This window comes from Chloroflexota bacterium (assembly GCA_026708035.1).
Taxonomy (GTDB): domain Bacteria; phylum Chloroflexota; class UBA11872; order UBA11872; family UBA11872; genus JAJECS01.
This window is the reverse complement of the sequence record JAPOVQ010000008.1, coordinates 1-22,023: the sequence shown is the minus strand read 5'-3', so window position 1 is coordinate 22,023 and position 22,023 is coordinate 1. Positions and strand designations below refer to the sequence as shown.

The window sequence follows — 22,023 nt, the reverse complement described above, 5'->3', positions numbered from 1 at the left end:
CGCCCGGCGGGTCCGCCGCAAGAGCCCCGTGCCCGACCCAATCGGCGCAAGCGCGGCGTCCAGGGACGCTAAGGCAATTCGCCGCGAACGTTCTCGTACACCGAATACGTGATCTGGCCGTCCTCGGAGACATCAATCCGGATCACCGGAATGAAGGCGGCCTCGCGCCAGAGGTTTGCCTGCCATTCGTGCTGCAGGCGGAGCGCCAAGACCCAGGACCCCGCGCCTAAGTCGCCCTCCGATGCGTCGAGCGGCACCAAGGCCTCGCTCTGGTTTCGCACCGCCAGCCTGCTCGCCGGCACGTCTAGTTCGTACGAGTGGGTGCTGGTGGCCATGTTCGAGGAGAGTAGCCCGGCGAACCACTTGGCAAGCACCGGCCCCCGGCCTCCGGGGAGAAACTCGGTTGGCGCTTCCCAAGGCGATGTGTCGTCCACCCCGACCACAACCCAATCCTGTCCGGTCCATCGCTCCGGCGCCTGGTTGTCGAACGTGGCGGTAAAGGCAACGCGCCCGTCGTCGAGGTGGGCGTCGGCTATCACGACGGTTACGGGCGGCGTTTCAAGTGTCGTGCGCGGCGGCGTGATGAGCGCGACGTTTCCGCCGGGTGCGTAGACGGCAATCTCGTCGTTCTGCCAGACGGGCTGCCGGGCGTCGGGCGGAAACGCCCAGGTCCACGGCTCCACGGACGCGGGGAGCACGATGAGATCGGGCACGTCCACGCCAAGCGGCTCCACGGTCCACGGCTCGGGCGTGCGCAGGTGCAGCGGCCGCGCGCTGATGGCGCCAACCAGCCGGGTGTGAGGCAACACCGACGCGACTCGGAGACGGTCCAACCAGATGGTCTGCGGGGCCAGGTAGACCGATGTCGACGCGGGCACCGAGCGCAGCGCTTCGAACGACTCGGGATGCGGCGCCGCATCAAGTGCGAGGAATGCCGGCCGAATGCGATAGAGCGCCTCATTTCCGTTGCGGATCAACAGCTCGAACAGGCTCGGGTCCGCGAGCCACGCCTTGGCGCGTTCGGGCAACTCGGCGGCCCAGGCGTCGGTCGCGTGCACGTATTCGAGGCCCAATCGCCGGATGGCCGACGGCTCCAGGTAGTGGCGCGCGTCCCAATACTCCGGACCTGGGTGGTAGAGCAGGTAGATCACATCGGCGAAACCCGCGTTATTGGGCCGGCCGGTGCCGAAGAAGACGTTCGAATAGGGCCACTCGGTGGCGAGCACGCGCGCATCGACGTCGGTGTGGTCCTGGATGAAGTCCGCCACGGGTCCCGTCAAGGCCCGCAGTTGATACCGGCGCATGGGCACGTCCACGCCCTGTTCTCGCAGCTCCGTTTGCACCCAGCTGGCATTCGCCAGCTGCACGCCATTACCGATGGCCAGCCCCAGACTGCGCGCCGGCGCCACGATCGTCGGCCAGGTGATCAGACCCAGCAGCAGGACGCCGGCGACGGCGCGCCAGCGTCCGGGCGGGAGGTTGGAGAGGCGTGAGCCCATCGCCAGCAGCAGCGCCACGAGCGCCAGGTTGCGGGCATGCCCGGCCATGCGATTGAGGTCCCAAGGCGCCGGTGGATAGGTCAGCGCGAGCCAAACGAGCGCCAGCAAGCCGGCGCACGCCGCCAGCGTCAGCACCAGCCGGTCGCGCCGAGCGAGGGCCGCCGCCACGCCCCCAAGGGCCAGCGGGCCCAAGCCGAGCAGGCCCAGGCCGCCGGGACGTGCGTCGAAGGACCCCAGCGCCTGCCAGTGCATGGGCTCGAGGCCTTGCGCCAGCATCAAGCCCGACGGCGGCGCTCCATCCAGGAATCCCGTGAAGGCGCCCCCGCCGCCGAGAAACAGCAGTCCACCCAACAGCGGCCCGGCGCCAAGCCGGAGCGCCGCGGACGCCGGCGGCTCGGTCCGCCGCGCTCGCAGGACGTTCATCACCGCCAGTCCGGCCCAGGCAATCAGCACCACCGGAGCGAGCGTGGTTGAGAGCAGGCCCAGGAAGCCGACCAATGCCGCGAGCGTCAGCGACTCTCGCCACGACCAGCGTGAATGACACGCTGCGAAGTTGAGCACGACGAACGTCACGGCGTATCCCAGCGGGAATCCCGGCTTCCAGATGTCGGCCAGGACCTCCGAGATGTGCGCGGTCGGGGACAACTCCACCTGTGGCCAATAGACATCGCCGAGCGACGCGCGCAGACCTGCGTCGGGCAATCCAGCCGGCAGGGGCAGGTGCAGAACCCCGGGGCCGACGTTGGTGAAGGTCCAGAGTCCGCTGCTGAGCATCAACGGGGCCGCGACGATCACGCCGACGAGCGATGCCCGCTGTAGCAGCGCCGTGGTCACGATCAGGACCAGGCCGGTCCAGGCGTAGGCCCCCAGCAACTCCGAGACGAATGCCAGATCCGGTCCGAAGGGCGGTGCCAGCAGGCCGACCAGCAAGTCGGTGGCGTGGTGATAGCGCACCAGCGTGCCCGCATGCCAGGGCAATTCCGGCGGGAACACGCCGGCTCGGAACGCGGCGGCCAGGCCGAGATGGATCGGTGGGTCGGGAATCACCATCAGCTGGCGGCTGGCGAGCGCCGCCCAGATGAGGGCCAGGACCGCCACGGCGAAGCCCGCCGCCACGCGCGGCCGGGGTCGTATGGGACGAGGCGCGCGCCAGGCCAGCACTGCACCCAGGGTGACGGTGACGGCCCAGCCTCCGGCCGCCCCCGCGAGCCCCGGAACGAGGTACAGCACGAAGTTGGTGAACAGGCCCCAGAGGGCGAGCCCCACCACCAGACCTTGGGCAAGCGCGATGCGGTCATCGGACTGCCGCAGCACCACCCGCGCGACGACGTAGCCCACCGCGGCCAGGGTGATGAGCTCCGCCGCCAGCAGCAGAAGGCCCGGAATCACCGTCGGATCAAGGGTCAAGCTCAAAGCCTCCACCGCGCATCCCGCGGGTGTCCTCGATCCCCGGCGGCCGGAACGCCGTGCTCCGGGCGAGCCGACGGCTCACGACGCCTGGGACCACCAGACTCCATGCGGGCCCACACACGTCAGTCGTACACCTCAGGCATTGGGCCCATCTTGCCCGACCTGTCTACGGAGTCCCTGGGCTTGACGTTTGGTCGCGGACGTCGTCGAAGATCGAGAAGGTGACCTCACCGGCGTCGGAAACGTTGACTCGCAGCACGGGAATGGAGGCGATCTCGCGCCAATGGTTCGGCTGCCACTCGTGCCGCAGGCGAAGCGCAAGGACCCAAGACCCCGTCCCGATCTGATCGTCGGACGCCGCGAGCGGCACGAAGGCCCCGGAATCGTTCCGCACCGCCAGGCTGAACGCCGGCAGGTCGAGCCTGTAGGTGTGCGAGCTGGTCGCCGACCCCGCTGAAATCAGTCCGGCAAACCACTTGGCTATTGAAGGCCCGCGTCCTCGACCGAGGAAACGCTTGGGGATCGGCCAGGGTCCGTCGTCCACCTGGACAACGACCCAGTCCTGGCCGGTCCAGCGTTCCGGCGCGTGCTCCTCGAAGCTCGCCGCAAACGTGACGCGCCCGTTTTCGATCTGCACATCCGACAGGTTGACCGTAACCGGAGATGCTGTCGGAGCTGCACGCAGGGGCGTGATGGGCGCAACCATGCCGTCTGGCGCATAGACGGCTACATCGTCGTTCTGCCAAATGGGTTGCCGCGCGCCGGGCGGAAACGCCCACATCCACGGCTCGATGGACGCCGGCAGGACCACAAGATCAGGCGCCTGCTCGCCCAGCGGCTCGACCGTCCACGACTCAGGCGTCCGCAGGTGGAGGGGCTGGGCGGTGACGTCCCCGACCAGCCGGGCATGCGACAGCACCGTGGCGACGCGCAGTCGGTCCAGCCAGAGGGTCTGTGGGGCGAAGCGCACGATGGTCGACGGCGAAAGGGATCGCAGCGCCTCGAATGACTCCGGATGCCGTGGCGCATCGAGCTCGAGGAGCGCGCGGCGCACCCGATACAGCGCCTGATCCCCGTCGCGGATCAACAGCTCAAACAATTCAGGGTCGCCGAGCCGTTGGGCCGCCTCGTTGGGTAGGCCGTCAACCCACGCATCAGGCGCATGCACGTAGCCAATGCCCAGCCGCCGAATTGCCGCCGGCTCGAGATAGCGCGCGATGTCGAGATACCCAGGGCCGGTGTAGACGTGCATGTGAACATGCCCGACAAACCCCTCCGCGTTCGGGCGACCGGTGGCCACCGACATCGCCGCCGGGCTGGGCGAGAAAACGCGCGCGTCGACCGGCGTGTGGTCGCGGATATGCGCGGCAATGCGTTCGGACGGAAAGCGCACGATCGGCTGGCGGCCCATGGGATGCCGGCCAAGCTCGGGCCACGCTCCCTGGGCATTCGCAAGGTGCGTTCCCTGGCCAACCGCTAGGGCGAAGTTGCGGAGCGGCCCCACGCTCGTCGGCCAGACGATGACGGCGAGAAGCACCGCGGTGGCCGCGTAGCGCGCACGGAGTTGCAGGCCAGCCAGCCGCGTCGCCAGCGCCAGCAGCAACGCCAGCAAGGCGAAGTTGCGCGCGTGTCCGTCCAATCGGGCGATGTCGCCGGAAAACTCATAGTGCAGCGTCAAAGCGGCGACCAGGAACGCACCGCCGCCCACGGCCAGCGCCAGCACCAGCCGGTCCCGCCAGCTCAGGAGCGCGGCAGCGCCCGCCACAAGGAGGGGACCGAATCCCAGCAGGCCAATCCCGCCTGGTCGCTCGATGATCCCGCCCAGCGGGGTGCGGCTTCCCGGGTCGTCGATCCACCCAAACGAGAGGCCGGACCCTCCGGTGTCGCGCAGGACGCTCGTGAGCACGCCACCGCCGAACGCCAGCAGCAACACGGCGAGGCCCGGTCCCGCAACGGCGTCCCGCACGGCGCGAACGCGAGCGCCTCCCGCCGGCCGGTTCGCCCAGAGATTCGCAGCCTCGAGGACCATCCACAGGGCGAGCACGATGGGGGCGACGGCTTCATCGACCAGGCCCAAGAATCCGATCAGCAGCGCAAGCACGGCGGCGCGAGGCCACCGGCGATCCGTGCAGGCTGCCGCCCGCTCCAGCACCACGAATGCCAGCGCGTACGCGAGGGTGAAGAAGGGCTTGAAGATGTTTGGCGGCGATGCGGTCGTGAGGCCGTCCGACACGCGCCCCGGCCAATCCCACGGCAGCTGCACGGCGGGCCAATACACATTCACCAGCGACTCGCGTATCCCGGCGGATGGGATCGCCGCCGGGAATGGCGCCTGGAGCACGTACGGAGGCGGCACAAACACGAGCGTCCAGGCACCGGCGGTAAGGAGGAGCGGCGCCAGAATCAGCGCCACGAGCCAGGAGCCACGTTGAATGAGCGTGGTCACCACGATGAGCGCAAGGCTCATCCAAATGTAGGCGCCCAGCAGCTCCGTCACGAACGCCAGGTCGGGTCCAACCGGTGGAGCGAGCAACCCGACCAGCAGGTTGAAGCCATAGTGGTAGGGAGTAGCGACGCCGGGCGACCAGGGCAGAACCGGCGGAAACTCGCCGGCCCTCAGCGAGGCGGTCAGACCAAGATGGACCGGCCAATCCGGAATCGTCAGCAACTGGCGGCTGGCAAGGGCCATCCACATGAGCACGAGGGCTGCGACGGCGAAGCCCGCCGCCGTGCGAAGTCGGGGACGAATGGGGGTGGGCGAACGCCCGGCCAGGACCGCGCCCAGCATGAGGGTCACGCCCCAGCTCACGCCCGCACCCGGCACTCCCGGTAGGGCGTAGAACGCGAAGTTGGCAATCACCCCCCAGAGCCCGAGCCCGACCACCAGACCTTGGGCGAGCGCCAATCGGTCGTCGGACTGCCGCAGCACGACCCGCGCGACGACATAGCCCACCGCGGCCAGGGCGATGAGCTCCGCCGCCAGCAGCAGAAGGCCCGGAATCACCGTTGGATCAACGGGCAAGCTCAGCGCCTCCACCGCGCATCCCGCGGTTGTCCATCTCAGGCATTGGGATCATCTTGCCCGACTCGTCTACGGCGTCGTCGGCGTCCGTGGGCCTGACGTTGGGACGCGGACGCCGTCCAAGATCGAGAAGGCGACCTCACCGGCGACGGGAACCTCGATTTTCAGCACTGGAATGAAGGCCGCCTCGCGCCAGACGTTTGGCTGCCATTCGTGTTGCAGCCGGAGCGCCAAGACCCAGGTTCCGACCCCTAAGTCACCCTCGGACGCCGGCAGCGGGGTGAGGGCGCCGCTGTCACTGCGCACCGCCAGACTGGGAGCCTGGGCATCAAGCTCGTAGGCGTGCGACGTCGTCGCCGTCCCCGAGCCGAGGAGTCCGTCGAACCATTTGGCGATCTCGGGTCCGCGGCCGCGGCCCTGAAAGCTGGTGGGAACCGCCCATGGTCCGTCGTCAACCTGGACGATGACCCAATCCTGGCCCGTCCAGCGCTCCGGCGCATGCTCGCGGAAGGTGGCAGAAAAGGTAATGCGCCCGTCGTCAAGGTGGGCTTCGGCAATCTCGACGGTGACCGGCGGCGTTTCCAGAGCCACGCGCGGCGGCGTGATGGGCGCAACGTTCCCGTCGGGTGCGTAGACGGCTATCTCGTGGTTCTGCCAAATGGGCTGCCGGGCGCCGGGCGGAAACGCCCACGTCCATGGCTCGACTGCCGCCGGCAGGACGATGAGATCGGGCGCCCGCTCGCCCAGTGGCGCCACCGTCCACGGTTCCGGTGCGCGCAAGTGGAGCTGTCGCGCGCTGGCGCTGACGTCACCCACGAGACGGGCGTGCGGCAGCACGGACGCGACTCGGAGCCGCTCCAGCCACAGGGTCTGCGGAGCGAGGTAGACCACGGTGTACGACGGGACGGACCGCAACGCCTCGAATGACTCGGGATGGGGCGCAACCTCTAGTTCGAGGAATGCCGGCCGAATGCGATAGAGCGACTCGTCGCCGTCGCGGATCAGGAGGTCGAACAGGCCCGGGTCCGCCAGCCAAGCCTTGGCACGGTCGGGCAATCCGGCGGCCCAGATGTCCGTCGCGAGAATGTACTCAAGACCCAGTCGCCGAATGGCGGCCGGCTCCAGGTAGTGGCGCGCGTCCCAATACTCCGCGCCTTGGTAGTAGTTCTGGTGATAGATCACATCGGCAAAGCCGGCGTTATTCGGCCGGCCGGTGCCGAGGAAGACATTCCAATACGGCCACTCGGTGGCGAGCACGCGTGCATTCACGGCCGTGTGGTCGCGGATGAAGTCCGCCACGGGTCCCGTCAAGGCCCGCAGTTGAAACCGGCGCATGGGAAGGATCTCGCCGTGATCGATCAGCTCCTGTTGCACCCACCGGGCATTGGCCAGCTGCACGCCATTGGCGATCGCCAGACCCAGACTGCGCGCGTGCGTCACCACCGTGGGCCAGATGACCAGACCCACGAGCAGCGCGCCCACGGCTCCGCGCCAACGTCCGGGCGGCAGGTCGGCGACGCGCGAACTCAACGCCAGCAGCAGCGCCACCAGCGACAGGTTGCGGGCATGCCCCGCCATACGGTCGATGTCCCAGGGGGCGGGGGGATACGTCAGTGTGATCCAGACGAGCACCAGCAAGCCGGCGCAGGCCGCCAGCGCCAGCACCACCCGGTCGCGCCGGGACAGCGCCGCCGCCAGGCCCGCGAGCGCCAGCGGCCCCAGGCCAAGCACGGCTAGGCCGCCGGGACGCGCGTCGAAGACTCCTAGCGCTTCCCAGTGCTTTGGTTCAAGGTCCCAAGCCAGCCCCAAGCCAGACGGCGGTGCACCGTCGAGGAACCCCGTGAATGTGCCCCCGGCAAAGAGCAGCAGCAGCCCGGCGAGAATTGGCCCCGCACCCAGCCGCGGCGCGGCCCGCGCCATCCCCTCGGCCCGTCGAGCTTGAATGCAATAGACCAGCGCCAGGCCGGCCCAGACGACCAGCACCACCGGCACGAACGTGGTCGAAAGCAGGCTCAGGAATCCAACGAGCCCCGCCAGCGTCAGCGTTGCTTGCCACGACCAGCGTTCGTGGCTCGCCGCATGCTGCAGCACCACGAACGCCAGGGCGTAACTCAGCGGAAATCCCGGCTTCCAGATGTTGGACAAGACATCAAAGACTTGCGCGGACAACTCGACGTGCGGCCAATAGATGTCAGTCAACGACGCGCGCAGGCCGGCCTCCGGCAGCCCGGCCGGAACCGGCAATCGCAATACGCCAAGTTCGACATCGGTGAAGGTCAAGAGGCCGCCGCTGAGCATGAGCGGTACCGTGACGATCACGGCGAGGAACGATGCCCGCTGGAGCATCGCCGTGGTCACGATCAGGACCAAGGTCGTCCAGGCATAGGCGCCCAGCAACTCGGAGACGAACGCGAGGTCCGGTCCGAACGGCGGCGCCAGCAGTCCCACCAGCAGGTCGATCCCGTGGTGATAGCGCGCCAGAGTGCCCGTGAGCCAGGGCAACTCCGGGGGAAAGCCGCCGGCCCGGATCGTGGCGGCCAGCCCCAGATGCATGGGTGGATCCGGTATCAACATGATCTGGCGGCTGGCGAGCGCCGCCCACATGAGCGCCAAGGCCGTGACGACAAACCCCGCAACTACCCGTGGCCGCGGCCGGATGGCCCCCGGCGCGCGCCAGGCCAGCACCGAGCCCAGGGTGAGCGTGATGCCCCAGCCGACGATGGCCCCGGCGAGGCCTGGAACCACGTACATGACGAAGTTGACGATCACGCCCCAAAGGGCGAGCCCGACCACCAGACCCTGGGCAAGCGCGACGCGGTCATCGCTCTGCCGCAGCACCACCCGCGCGACGACGTATCCCACCGCGGCCAGCACAGCAAGCTCCGCCGCCAGCAGCAGCAGGCCGGGGACTGTCGTCGGATCAACGGTCAAGCCAACGACCTCGCTGTTGCATCAAGCCGAGACGCTCGAGCCGCAGGCCACCGGGCGCGCTCCGCCAAAGATGGCGCAGCATTGGCGTCGGTGACGCTGCCGGCATCCGCCCGTCCCTGCGCGCCGCCGGTGGGTCTGTCGTCCATCGCTGGCATGGCGCCCATCTTGCCCAACCCGCCTACGGCATGGCCGCAGCGCTCGGGAGCGGCCGCCCGTCGCGCGCGGCGTCGACGACCTCGTAGGCGACTTCGCCACCTTGGGAGATCTTGATCCGCAGCACCGGGATCACGGCGGCGTCGCGCCACTGGCTCGACTGATATTCGTGGCGCAGGCGCAGCGCCAGCGTCCAAACGCCGGGACCCGGTACGTCCCCAGACGCTGCCGCCGCGGTGAAGTCGCCTTCGCTATCGCGGATCGCCAGACGGGATGCCCGCGGGTCGAACTCGTAGGTGTGCGTGGTGGTCGTCGCCCCTGGCCCCAGCCAGCCGTCAAACCACGCGGCAACCTCCGGCATGCGTCCGGCGGGACCGAAGGCCAGCGGAATATTCCACGGGGTGTCATCCACGGCGAACATGATCCAGTCCTGGCTGGTCCACTGTTCGGGTGTGCGGTTGTCGAAGGTGCCGGTGAAGGTGAGGCGGCCATCCGCGGCGCGCGCGTCGGACAGCCGCACGTCGACGACGGGCGGGTCGGGCCGCGCGGGCGGCGGAACGATTGGCGCGATGGCGCCATTCGGCGCATACACGGCGATCTCGTGGTTGTGCCACACGGGCCGCCGGCCGGCGGGCGGCAACATCCACGGCTCGACGGTCGCGGGCAGGACGATGAGATCGGGCGCCCGGTCGCCGAGCGGCTCGGCCGACCAGGGCGCAGGCATCCGCCGATGCAGCCACCCATGGACCGTGCCCAGCAGCTGAGCGTGCGGCAGAACCGACGCCACGCGCAGCCTCGTCAACCAATGGAGTTGCGGCGGCAGGTACACGGTCGTCGCGGGCGGGACCGAGGATCGCAGGTGCGCGAAAGATCCGGGCGTGGGCGGCGCATCGAGTTGCAGGAAGGCCGGCCGCACGCGATAGAGCGTGGCGTCGCCGTCGCGCACCAGTGGCTCGAACAGCTCAGGGTTCGCCAGCCAGCGTTGCGCGCGCGCCGGAAGCTCGGCCATCCACGCGCCGGGCACCACCAGGTAGTCGATGCCGAGCCGCCGGATGGCGGTGGGCTCGAGCGATCGGCGAGCGTCCGCGTAGTCCGGGCCGGAAAACGCCACCAAATGGGAAACACCGACGAACCCCAGGCTGTTGGGGCGGCCGGTCGCGAGCGTCATCTCGAGTGGGCTCGTGGTGAGGATGCGCGCGTCAACCGCCGTGTGGTCGCGAATAAATGCGGCAATGCGCTTGGACTCGAAGCGCTTGATCTCATAGCGGTCCATGGGAATCACGTTGAACTCGCGCTTGTCCGTGGGTTCATTCGCGAATTGCACGCCCTGGCCGACCGCCAAGCCGAGATTGCGGGCCGGCGCCGCGACCGTCGGCCAGATCACCAGGCCCACGAGCAGCGCGCCGGCCGCGGTGCGCCAGCGCGGCCGCAAGCCCGCGAGACGCATGCTGAGGGCGACCAGCAACGCCAGCAACGCAAAGTTGCGCGCATGGCCGTCCAGTCGGGCGACGTCCGGTGAGAACTCGTACTGCAGCGTCAACGCGGCGAGCAGGAACACCAACGCGCCGGCGATCAGCGCCAGCACCAGCCGATCACGCCACGCCAGCAGCGCGGCGGCGGCGGCCACGACGAGGGGACCGAGCCCCAGCAGGCCCAGGCCGCCCGGCTGCTGGGCAAACGTTGCTATCGGCCGGCGGGCGCTCGCGTCGTCGATCCACCCGAGCGAGAGGCCGGACCCGCCCGCATCGGTCAGTACACCCGTCAAGGCGCCGCCGCTCAGGACCAGCAGGAGCATGGCGAGCGCCGGCCCGGCGGCGGCCCGCAGCGCCAGGCCGGTGGTGTCGGCGCCCGGCTGCCGCGCCTTCCAGAACGCCATTGCCTCGAAGACCACCCACAGGACGAGCACGATGGGAGCGACGGCCTCGTCGGAGAGGCTGACGAAACCGACAAGCAGCGCGAGCACCACGCTGCGCCCCGGCCAGCGGCCCGCGGGGGATGCGGCCCGCTCGAGCACCACGAGCGCCGGTGCGTAGGCCAACGGGAAGTACGGCTTGAAGAGGTTCGGCGGCGATGGGGTCGACAGGCCCTCTGACGCCAGGCCCGGCCACAACCACGGCAGTTGCACGCTGGGCCAATAGAGGTCCGTCAGCGACGCGCGAATCCCGGCGGACGGAATCCCCGCCGGAACCGGAACGAGCAGCACATCGGGCGGCGGCACAAACACCACGGTCCACGCGCCGGCCGTGAGCAGCAGCGGCGCCAGGAGCACCGCCCCCAGCGCCGAGCCGCGCTGGATAAGCGTGGTCACGACGATGAGCGCGAGGGCCGTCCAGATGTATACGCCCAGCAGCTCCGTCGTGAAGGCAAGGTCGGGACCGAAAGGCGGCGCCAGCAGCCCGACGAGGAGGTCGAAGCCGTAGTGGTAGGACACCGGGATGCCGGGATTCCAGGGCAGCTCTGGCGGGAACCCTGCGCCCGCGCGCATCACGGCGGACAGGCCCAGGTGGATTTCCCAGTCGGGAATCGTCAGTAGCTGGCGGCTGGCGAGCGCGATCCACATGAGCGCCAAGGCCGCAACGACAAACCCCGCGGCCACGCGCGGCCGTGGGCCTATGGGGTGAGGCGCGCGCCAGGCCAGGATAGCGCCCGCGGTGAGCGTGACGCTCCAACCCACAATGGCCCCGCCGAGGCCCGGAACCAGGTACATGACGAAGTTGACGATCACGCCCCAAAGAGCGAGCCCGACCACCAGACCCTGGGCTAGGGCCGTGCGCTCGTCGTCCTGTCGCAGCACCACCCGGGCGACGACGTAGCCCACGGCGGCCAGGGCGATGAGCTCCCCCGCCAGGAGCAGGAGGCCGGGAACGACCGTGGGGTCAACGGTCATTCATCGTCTCCCGCCAGGCGAATCCGATCCTGCCACGCATGACGCGTTTTCAGGCGCTGGTTCAAATCGTGCGCCCATCCTCCCCTGGGCGAGTTGGGGCCCGCCGGGCTCGACGCAAGCATGGCGTCCAGCGAGCCTATGGGACCGGCCCGCCGAGAACGTCATCCAACGGTTCATAGGCGACGTCTCCGCTCTCGGCGATCCTGATCCGCAGCACCGGGATCACGGCGGCGTCGCGCCAATGGTTCGGCTCGTATTCGTGTCGCAGGCGCAGCGCCAGCGTGTAGCCTCCGGGTCCCAGGTTCACGGCCGAGGATGCCAGGGGCACGAAGTCCCCAGCGTCGTTGCGCACCGACAACTCGAAAGTCCGGGCGTCGAACCGATAGTCGTGCGCCGAGGTCGCGCTGCCCGCCGATAGCAATCCCGCAATCCACTTCGCGATTGTCGGCTCGTGACCCCTGCGAAACGTCTCCGTCGGAATGGCCCACGGGGATAGGTCGCCTTCCAGAACGACCCAATCCTGGCTCGTCCAACCCTGCGAGGTGCGTTCGTCGAACGCCGCCGCGAACTCGACGCGGCCTGCGGCCACCTCCACGGCGGTCACTTCCACCAGCACCGGCGGCTCGCCCGGCGGCGGAACCTCCGGGACCGGAGCATCCATGATCCGTGGCGCCGCGCCGTTGGGCGCGTAGACCGCGACATCATCGCGCCACCAAATCGGTGACCGGGCCGAGAGCGGAAACATCCAGGGCTCGACGCCCGTCGGCAGGGCGACAAAGTCGGGGGATTCGGTCGTGAGGGGGGCGACGTGCCACTTCGCGGGCGGTTGCAGGTGGAGGAAGAGTGGGTCCACTTCTCCCACGAGCCGGGCGTGCGACACGGCCGACGCGACACGGAGGGTAACGGGTTCCCTGGGTGGCGCCACGATGTAGACCGCTGCCGACGGCGGCACGGATTGCCTCAGGGCTTCAAACGACTTGGGATTCGGCGAAACGTCGAGATCAACGAACGCCCGCCGCACCCGATACAGCCGCTCGTCGCCGTCTTTGACCAAGAGCTCGAAGAGTTGCGGATCGGCGAGCCACGACTGCGCTCGCCTCGGCAGTGCGCTGATCCAGGCATCCGTCGTGTGGACGTAGTCGATTCCCAGGCGCCGGATGGCGGCCGGCTCCAGGTAGTCCGCCGCATCCGCGTATTCGGGGCCGAAGTGGTAAACCAGATACGTCAGGCCGGCAAGCCCCGCGTTGTTCGGGCGACCGGTGGCGGCCGATACGGCCCAGGAAGGCCCCTCGGGCGCGAGGATCCGCGCTTCCGTCGGCGTGTGGCGCTGGATGTAGTCCGCAACGCGTGCGGACACCTGCGGCATCCGAAACCGCCGCATGGGCACGGCCACGCCCTGATCGATCAAGTGCTCCTGCACCCAGGTGGCGTTGGCCAGTTGGACCCCGTGTCCGATCGCGAGCCCGAGACTCCGGACCGGCGCTACGACCGTGGGCCAGGTGACCAGGATCGCCACGACGGCGGCGGCGTAGCGGGCGCGCGTGGGGCGGAAGTCGCCCAAACGCACAGCCGCGGCGAGCAGCAGCGCCACCAGTGCCAGGTTTCGAGCGTGTCCCGCCAGGCGGTTCAGGTCCCAGGGAGCCGGCGGATAGTGCAGCCATATCCAGGCCAGCACCAGCAGCGCCGCGGCGGCCGTCAGCGCCACCACCAGTCGATCCCGTCGCGCCAACACCACGGCGGCTCCGGCGAGCGCCAACGGCCCGATGCCCAGCACGCCCACGCCCCCGGGCCGCGCATCGAGCGTGCCGAGCACCTGCCAATCCCGAGGGTGGAGGCCGAGCGCCAACTCCAAACCGCTGGACGGCGCGCCATCCAGGATCCTCGTGAGCGTGCCGCCGCCGCCGAGGAGCAGAATCCCCGCCAGCGCGAAGCCGGCGCCCAGCCGCAGCGCGTCGCCCGGCATTGCGCCGGAACGCCGGGTTCGAATGAGATGCCAGCCGGCCAGACCGGCCCACCCGATCACCAGCGGCGCCAGGATCGTGGTCGCGACGAGCCCCATGAAGCCGACAAGTCCAGCCACCGTGACCGACGCGCGCCATGACCAACGCTCGAGCCTCGCCACGCGCTCCAGCACCACGAATGTCAGGGCGTATCCGAGCGGGAACGACGGATGCCCGGAGTCCGGCAACAAATCCGCAAGTCTGACCTCCGGCGCCAGCTCGACCGGCGGCCAGTACACGTCGCCGAGTGACGCGCCCAGGTTTGCCTCCGGCAATCCCGCCGGTATCGGAACCTGCAAGACCGCGCCATCGCCGCTCGCCCACGTCCAGAGACCGTTCGCGAGTAGGAGCGGGGCGGCGGCGACCACGACGACCGGAGACGCGTGACGGAGCAGCGCGGTAATCACGATCAGGACAAAGCTCGTCCAGGCGTAGACGCCCAGCAGCTCGGTGACGAACGCCAGGTCCGGCCCCACCGGCGGCGCCAGCAGTCCGACCAGAAGATCGATCGCGTGGTGGTAACGCACCGGCACGCCGGCGGTCCACGACATTTCCGGTGGAAATCCGCCGGATCGCAGGAAGGCGGCCAGCCCCATATGAACCTCGGGATCCGGGATTCCCATGAGCTGGCGGCTGGCCAGCGAAGCCCAAAGGAGCGCCAGGACAGCGACCACGAAGCCAGCGAGCAGCCGGGCCGGCGGCCGGACGCGGTGGCTCGTCCGCCACGCCAGTCCCACGCCGATCGCGATGACGACGCCCCAGCCCACGGCGGCTCCGGCAAGGCCGGGGACGGCGTACAGGACGAAGTTGACGATGAGGCCCCAAAGGGCCGGACCGACGACGAGGCCTTGGGCCAGGGCCATGCGCTCGTCGTCTTGACGCAGGGCCACTCGCACGATGACGTAACCCACGGCGGCCAACGCGGCGACCTCCGCCGCCAGCAGCAGCAGGCCCGGAAGCACCGCCGAATCAACCGTCACTCAGCCACCCTCGCCCGTGCGTCGAAGCCTTCGATTCGGCACGCTCCCAGCGGGCCCGGCGCGCAGGTCGTCACGCCCAACAATGTTGGCGCAAGTCGCGTTGGTTGCATGAGCATTACTCCGGGGGTCTAGGGAAGAGGCCTTGCGCCGCGCACGTCGTCAAAGACCTCATGCGAGACTTCGCCAGTTTCGGAGACGCTGAAGCGCAGCACCGGAATAAGGCTCACCTGCCGCCAATGAAGCGGCTTCCACTCGTGCTGCAGGCGCACCGCGAGCGTCCAGGCTCCCGCTCCCAGCATTCCTCGAGACGATCCGGCGGCCGGAGCCAACTCACCAGTCGCATCGCGCACCGCCAGGCCGGGCGACGCGACCTCGAACTCGTAGGCGTACGTTGACGTCCGCTGGGTGGCGGCAGCCTGGCCCGGAAACCACGCCACGCTCCCGATGGTCCGCCCCCCGGGGCGCACGTGCATCGGGAGGGCCCACGGCGAGTCGTCGCCGACCAGGACCACCCAATCCTGCCCGGTCCACTGCTCGGGATCGTGGTTGTCGAAGCTGGCCGTGAAGGCGATCCGACCATCGACCGCCCCAACCTTCGACACCTGGATGCTGACGGGCGGCGGCTCGATCTCGGGCGGCGGCGCCATGATCGGCGCAACCGCCCCGTCCGGCGCATAGACCGCAATCTCGTCGTTCCACCAGATGGGCCGGCGCGCGGCGGGCGGGAACATCCATGGATCCACGTGCCGCCACATGATGACGAGGTCCGGCACGTGCTGGCCGAGGGGTTCGGCCCGCCAAGGCGTCATCAGATAAATCATCGTCGGGTCGATCGCGCCGAGCAGCCGCGCATGGGAAAGCGCCGACGCCACGCGCAACCCGTCCACGGTTCGAAATGGGGCGGGCAGGTACAGCAGGGTTTCCGCGGGAACTGCCTGGCGCAGCGCCTCGAACGACGCCGGGGTAGGCGCCACGTCGAGCTCGAGGAACGCGGGCCGCACCCGGTAGAGCGCCTCGGCGCCATCGCGGATCACGAGCTCGAACAGTTCGGGATCTTCCAGCCAGCGAGCCGCCCGGTCGGGCAGTTCGCCTGCCCAATCGTCCGTCGCGTAGACGTAGTCGAGGCCCAGCCGCCGGAAGGCTGCCGGCTCGAGATGGCGGATGGCATCAACGTAGAAGGGTCCCGTGTGCGACTGGGAATAGATGTGCTCGACGAATCCCGACGCGTTTGGGCGGCCGGTGGCGAGGGGAACGGTGGAAAACGACATGTCGGTGGGAGTGGGCGAGAGGACCCGCGCGTCGGCCGGTGTGTGGACTCGGAGGTAGGTGGCGATCCGGTCGGACATCGGCGGCAACGCAAACCGGCCGCCAGGCCACGGCTGCGGCCATTCGGCGTTGACCAGCTTGGTCCCCTGCCCGATCGTCAGCGCCGCGTTGCGAACGGGCGCCACCGCTGTTGGCCACACGACGAGGGCAAGGAGCGCGGCGGCGGCCGCGTTCCGCCACTTCACCGACCGCAGGCTTGCGAGCTGAGCGCCGAGGGCGAGCACGAGCGCAAGCAGCGCAAAATTGCGCGCGTGACCGACGAACCGGCCGAGTATCACCGGCGCCGGGTGGTAGTGCAGCGCCACGGCGGCCAGCACCAGCACACAGGCGCCCACCGCAAGAATCAGCGTCAGCCGATCACGCCTGGCCAGTACCGCCGCGACGCCGGCGATGACAACCGGACCGCCTCGAAGCAGCGCGACGCCGCCGGGTAGCGAATCGAAGGATCCAAGCGGCCGAAAGAGTCCTGGGTGCTGGCTCCACGCGATGGACACGCCGGACGACACGGAGCCGCTCAGCGCGGAGGCGAACGTGCCGCCGCCAAAGCCATACATCAGCATGGCGGCCGCCAGCCCCGCGCCCGATCGCAGCGCCGTGCCTCGGATCGCAGCACCTGCCCGCCAGGACGTCACGAGAGCCACGGCCTCCAAGGCAGCCCACAAGGCGAGCACGATCGGCGCCAGCGTGGTCGCCAAAAGGGCAAGGAAGCCGACTAGCCCCGCGAGCGTGAGGGCAGCGGGCAACGACCGGCGCTGCACGCGTGCGGCGTGCTCCAGGATCACGAACGCCAGCGCATAGGCCAGGGTGTAGACAAACCGCCAGATGTCCGGCAGCGCCGAGCCTTCCGACGCCCAGGGAAGCTCAACGTGCGGCCAGTAGATGTCCGTCAGCGAAGCGCGGATGCCGGCCGAGGGAATCCCCGCCGGGAGGGGCACCTTCACGATATCGACGGGCTCGGCGATAAAGGTCCAGGCGCCCGCCGTCAACAGGAGCGGGGCCGTGAGCAGCACCGCGAATCTCGACGTGCGCCGCAGCAGGGCCGTGACTACAACGAGAACAAAGCTCGCCCACATCCACACGTCCAGGACCTCGGTCGAGAAGGCCAGGTCCGGACCGAACGGTGGCGCCAGCAGCCCAATCAGCAAGCCGGTGCCGTAGTGGTATGGAGCCGGGTTGTCCGGAATCCAGAAGAACGCCGGCGGAAACCCGCCGGCGCGGATCGAGGCGGCCAACCCCACGTGGTTCATGGCATCGGGAATCGACAAGAGTTGACGACCGGCGAGCCCAACCCAGAAGAGCGCCAGCACAGCGAGGGCGAGTCCGGCGAGCACACGCGGCCGCGGGCGAATGGGATTGGGGGCGCGCCACGCCAGTCCCGCGCCCAGTGCGAGCGTTAGGCCCCAGCCGACCGCCGCTCCCGCCATCCCTGGGATGGCGTAAAGCACGAAATTGACGATCACGCCCCAGAGCGCTGGGCCGACCACCAGACCCTGCGCCAAGGCCATGCGCTCGTCGTCCTGACGCAGCGCCACCCGCACGATGACGTAGCCCACGGCGGCCAGCGCGGCGAGCTCCGCCACCAGCAGCAGCAGGCCCGGAAGGACCGCCGGATCAACGATCAATCAGACACCCTCCGCCAGACCGTCACCGACCGGCGCCACCGGCTCAATCGATGAGGCCGAGCTTTCGATCCGTCACGTCCTGGTAGGCGCTGACGCGGCCGCTGCGCACGTCGTCGAGCGTGACCATCGCGCCGACCTCGCTCGACTCGTGCACCGCGAGCACCAACGCCACGGCCGCCTCACCGGCGTCGAGGTCAACCTCGATTGGCTTGCCGGAATCGATGGCTTCCGCCAGCTCGCCAATCTCGAGGGCAATCAGCTTGCGGTCGGCTTGGGGGAACTCAAGGTCATAGCGCGCCATGCGGTCGGCGCCAAAGAGATCCGTCGTCAGCGGGTCCAGCGCAAAGTCAGTCGCCAGGGCGAGCACCTCGGAATCGTCGAGCGGCTCCGCGCCGTCCCGCCAGACTTTCAGCGGCCGGCCGCTGCGCACCCCAAACGTTTCCAGCCGGCCCTCCGAACCCAGCACTGCGCTCAGGTGGCTGCCGGCGTCCGGGGCCGAGAGCTCGAGTCCCCAGGTGCCCGCGGCGCCCGAGGCGAATCCCAGCATGGCCTGCAGCGAGTCGGGCGCGGTGGCCTCGAACGTGTCCGGCAAATCCGCGCGGAAACGGGCGTACATGCCGCTGGGCGCTTCGTCGACGCGGTCGGTCGTGCGCACCGGCTCCAGCAGCCGGGTGATGCCGGCCACCCGATCAACGGGACCCATGAGGTACACGATCATGTCGGCGTAGTGCACGCCCACGTCCATCAGCGGGCCGCCGTCCTCCCGGAAGTGCCGCCAGGGTGTGATGAGCATGGCGTCGGTGCCGCCGGCCCGCAGCTCGACGATGGAGCGCGGCTCACCGATGGCGTCCGCGTCCAGGAGCGCGCGTGCGAGCCGGAGAATTGGGTCGCGCCGATAGTTCTCCGCGACGGAGACCAGGCGCCCGGAGCGCGACGCCGCCGCGCGAATCCGGGCGCAGCCGCGCATCGTGACCGCCAGCGGCTTTTCGACGAGCACGTGAAGGCCGGCGTCCAGCGCCTCGGCGGCCGCGACGTGATGCGTGCCGGCGGTGGTGACGATGTCCGCCGCCTCAAGCTCGGGTCGCTGGGCTTTGGCCTCCGCGATGCTGGTGCAGGCGGCGGCGCGGTTGCCCAGCAGCTCGGCCACCTCTCCGGCCACGAATTCCGCCCGCTCGCGGTCCACGTCCACCACCGCGGCCAGCTCCACGAGGCCCGGACGCGCGCGCGCCAGCTCCACAAAGCCCCGCAGGTGGCGCCGGCCCATGCCGCCGCACCCGACCAATGCGAATTGGTGCCCCATGCCAACCCTCCGTGCTGACCCTCCGACGATGATACGTGGGGCTTGGGGAACCTCTGAAATAGCAAGTGCCGCTGGCATGGGTGGACCCCAATCCGTTCGCCCTGAGCTTGTCGAAGGGGTGGCCGAACGGATTGGGGACTAGCCGACCGGCTGGCTCAGAGAGTCCTTAGGGAACGGTGCGAAGGCGCAGCAGGCGGCCGGCGTCGTCGGTGATGTAAAGCTCGCCCGCCTCATCCTCGCCAAACGACGTGATGCGGGCGTCAATCTCGCCCTGCAACGTCATCTGCCATGCACCCGCCGCATCGCGCCGCAGTGTCCAGACGTTGCCGCTGCAGTAGTCGCCAAAGACATACGCGCCCACGAGCGCCGGGTGGGCCGAGCCGCGATAGACGTAGCCTCCGGTCACCGAGCAGCCGGCGTCCCGGCCATACACGGCAATCGGATCCGTGAAGCGCAGCGAGTTGCACTCCGGACTGCCCTCGACGAAGCAACTGAATCCCTCCATCACTTTCCAGCCATAGTTCTCTCCGCCCGACGACGAGGCCGGGGCGAAGTCGATCTCTTCGTAGAGGTTTTGGCCCACGTCGGCGATGTAGAGGTCGCCGGTCGTGCGATCGAACGAGAAGCGCCAGGGATTGCGCAAGCCGTAGGCCCAGATCTCAGCGCGCGCCTCGGCCACGCCCACGAACGGATTGTCAGAGGGCACGCGGTAGACGCCGGGCTCGCTCACGTCCAGCCGCAGCAACGTCCCCAGCCAGGTATCCAGCCGCTGGCCGTGATTCTGCGGATCGCCCGCCGCGCCTCCGTCGCCCAGCGCCACGTACAGCATCCCGTCCGGCCCGAACGCCAGCATCCCGCCGTTGTGATTGGCAAAAGGCTGATCTTGCGTGAGCAGCACTTGCGCGGACCTGGGATCGGCCCGGTCGGGATCGGCTGAGACCCGGTATTCGGCGACGACCGTTGCGCCCCGCAATTGCGTGTAGTTGACGAAGAAGCGGCCGTTGGAGGCGTAGTCCGGGTGGAAGGCTAACCCCAGCAGCCCACGCTCATTGGCCCTAGAGCTGACGATGCCGGTGATGTCCAGGAACGGGTCCGGCGCGAGTTGCCCGTCGGCCACGATGCGAATGCGGCCTTCCTTCTCGATGACGAATAGCCGACCGGTGCCGTCGCCGGCGTGGCCGGCATAGACGGGGCGGACGAAGCCGCCGACGACCACATCGGCGGCAAGGCCGCGGAGAGGAGCCGGCGCCGGCGTGGGCGTTGGTGTGGGCGCCGGTGACGGCGTGGGAGTCGGCCTGGGTGCGGGGGATGGGGTCGGTGTCGGCTCGGGTTCCGGTGTTGGCGTGGGAGATGCCACCGGCGGAGTTTCCGGGGTGGGCGTGACGGCCGAAGTTGCCGTTGGGAATAGTGCGGCCGCGGCGGTCGGCTGAGGCGCCGGTGTCGGCACGGGACTTGCCGTTGGCGAGGGCGAGGGATCAACTGCGGCCTCTCGCGTGGGCGGCGGGCTCGGTTCGGGCGTGACGGTTGGCGCGGGCGGTGGCGACGGCTCGAGCCGCGCTGTCGGGCGTGGGACCACGGCGGCCACGGTCTCAGCGGTCACCGGGGCAATCACCGGCACGGGCGTGGCGGACTCCGGAACGACCACCGGCTCGCCGCCCGCGTCGCAAGTGGCGCCGGCCATGAAAGCGAGCAGGATCGCGGCCAGCGCCAACCGGACACGATTCATGCGGCGGCGCCTCCCAACACCTGAACGATGCGCATGGTCACGAGTGAGAGAATATCCGCCGTGAGCCGGAGCCACGACGGCCGGCGACCCAATCTGGCGGAAGCACATGGGAAGACTTCGAGGCAAAGCCGCGCTGATCACGGGAGGCGGCACCGGGATCGGTCGCGCTATCGCCCTGCGCTTCGCGGCGGAGGGCGCGCGCGTCGTCATCGCGCAGCGCAACGCCGAGGCGCTCAACGCGACGGTCGCCGAAATCGAGGCGGACGGCGGTTGGGCCCTGGCGGTCCCGACCGACATCACGCAAACTGACCAGGTCCTCGCGCTGATCGATCAGGCGATCGAAGCGACCGGCCGGCTCGATATCCTGGTCAACAACGCCGGCCGCACGGGCCGCGCCGGGGCGTTTCTGGAAGTCGATCTCGATGTCTGGCGCGACTTCATTGAAACCAACCTCACCGGCCCGTTCGTCATCGCGCAGGCGGTGGCGCGCCACATGGTGTCGGCCGCAATCCCGGGCCGGATCATCAATACCGGCTCGGTGGACTCGTTCGCCTCCGAGATGCAGGCCGCGCCCTACGCCGCCAGCAAGGGCGGCCTGCTGATGCTCACGCGCAGCATGGCGATCGAGCTCGGCGGGCACGGCATCGCGGTCAATCTGCTGGCGCCGGGCCCGATCCTGGTGGACAAGAACGCCCCGCGCTACCAAGACCCGGCACTGGTAGCCAAGCGCACGGAAGCCATTCCGCTAGGTCCCTTCGGACGGGTCGAGGACGTGGCCGCCGCGGCGCTCTTCCTGGCCAGCGACGAGTGTCAATACGTGACCGGAAGCGCCATCACCATCGACGGCGGCACCCTCGCCAAGGCGCACTTCTAGCAGACGTCTGATTGGATTAAACCCCTTCCCGCAGGAAGGAGGCCTTTACATAATCCGCACGTCATTCCGGCGAAGGCCGGAATCCAGTCCGGCCATATCTGGCCGCACGCTCGAATTCTGTCGTAGGGGCAACGCATGCGTCGCCCCTACCTTCCGATTCAAAGATCGTCTCGAAGGGAGACCGCCTTGTAACCCCGCCTCTGGAGATTGGCTGGCCGGTCCGATCTCCTCTCCCTCTGGAGACCTTTGAATTATTGGGGGCGGGGCGCGTGGGGAAGGGCCTCGGCACCGCC

The 22,023-nt window shown here is 69.2% G+C and carries 9 protein-coding genes; 1 reads left to right on the top strand and 8 read right to left on the bottom strand.

What is annotated here, in order from left to right; all coding sequences use genetic code 11:
- Nucleotides 1-68: 68 nt before the first annotated feature.
- The 8 genes from OXG33_03195 to OXG33_03160 all read right to left on the bottom strand — a co-directional run bounded on the left by OXG33_03195 (nucleotide 69) and on the right by OXG33_03160 (nucleotide 20,856).
- Nucleotides 69-2,906, bottom strand: coding sequence for a hypothetical protein (locus OXG33_03195; GenBank protein ID MCY4112933.1), 2,838 nt, complete (start codon nucleotides 2,904-2,906; stop codon nucleotides 69-71).
- Between the two features lie 169 nt (nucleotides 2,907-3,075).
- A complete protein-coding gene (locus tag OXG33_03190; GenBank protein ID MCY4112932.1) occupies nucleotides 3,076-5,931 on the bottom strand; it encodes a hypothetical protein in 2,856 nt (951 codons plus the stop codon).
- A gap of 69 nt (nucleotides 5,932-6,000) precedes the next feature.
- Nucleotides 6,001-8,862 (bottom strand): hypothetical protein, encoded by a 2,862-nt coding sequence (locus OXG33_03185; protein ID MCY4112931.1) that lies wholly within the window; start codon nucleotides 8,860-8,862, stop codon nucleotides 6,001-6,003.
- A gap of 178 nt (nucleotides 8,863-9,040) precedes the next feature.
- Entirely contained in the window at nucleotides 9,041-11,902 is a 2,862-nt protein-coding gene (locus OXG33_03180; protein ID MCY4112930.1) for a hypothetical protein, read from the bottom strand.
- A 136-nt stretch (nucleotides 11,903-12,038) separates the two neighbouring features.
- The gene (locus OXG33_03175) at nucleotides 12,039-14,882 is read right to left on the bottom strand and encodes a hypothetical protein (GenBank protein MCY4112929.1); all 2,844 of its coding nucleotides are present in this window, start codon (nucleotides 14,880-14,882) and stop codon (nucleotides 12,039-12,041) included.
- A 128-nt stretch (nucleotides 14,883-15,010) separates the two neighbouring features.
- Nucleotides 15,011-17,830 carry a hypothetical protein gene (locus OXG33_03170; GenBank protein MCY4112928.1) on the bottom strand — a complete coding sequence of 940 codons (2,820 nt, stop codon included), beginning with the start codon at nucleotides 17,828-17,830 and terminating at the stop codon, nucleotides 15,011-15,013.
- 43 nt (nucleotides 17,831-17,873) lie between these two features.
- Nucleotides 17,874-19,130, bottom strand: coding sequence for a Gfo/Idh/MocA family oxidoreductase (locus OXG33_03165; protein MCY4112927.1), 1,257 nt, complete (start codon nucleotides 19,128-19,130; stop codon nucleotides 17,874-17,876).
- 166 nt (nucleotides 19,131-19,296) lie between these two features.
- The gene (locus OXG33_03160; GenBank protein ID MCY4112926.1) at nucleotides 19,297-20,856 is read right to left on the bottom strand and encodes a PQQ-dependent sugar dehydrogenase; all 1,560 of its coding nucleotides are present in this window, start codon (nucleotides 20,854-20,856) and stop codon (nucleotides 19,297-19,299) included.
- A gap of 106 nt (nucleotides 20,857-20,962) precedes the next feature.
- Between OXG33_03160 and OXG33_03155 the strand changes: the two genes are divergently transcribed.
- A complete protein-coding gene (locus OXG33_03155; GenBank protein MCY4112925.1) occupies nucleotides 20,963-21,730 on the top strand; it encodes a glucose 1-dehydrogenase in 768 nt (255 codons plus the stop codon).
- Nucleotides 21,731-22,023: the final 293 nt, after the last annotated feature.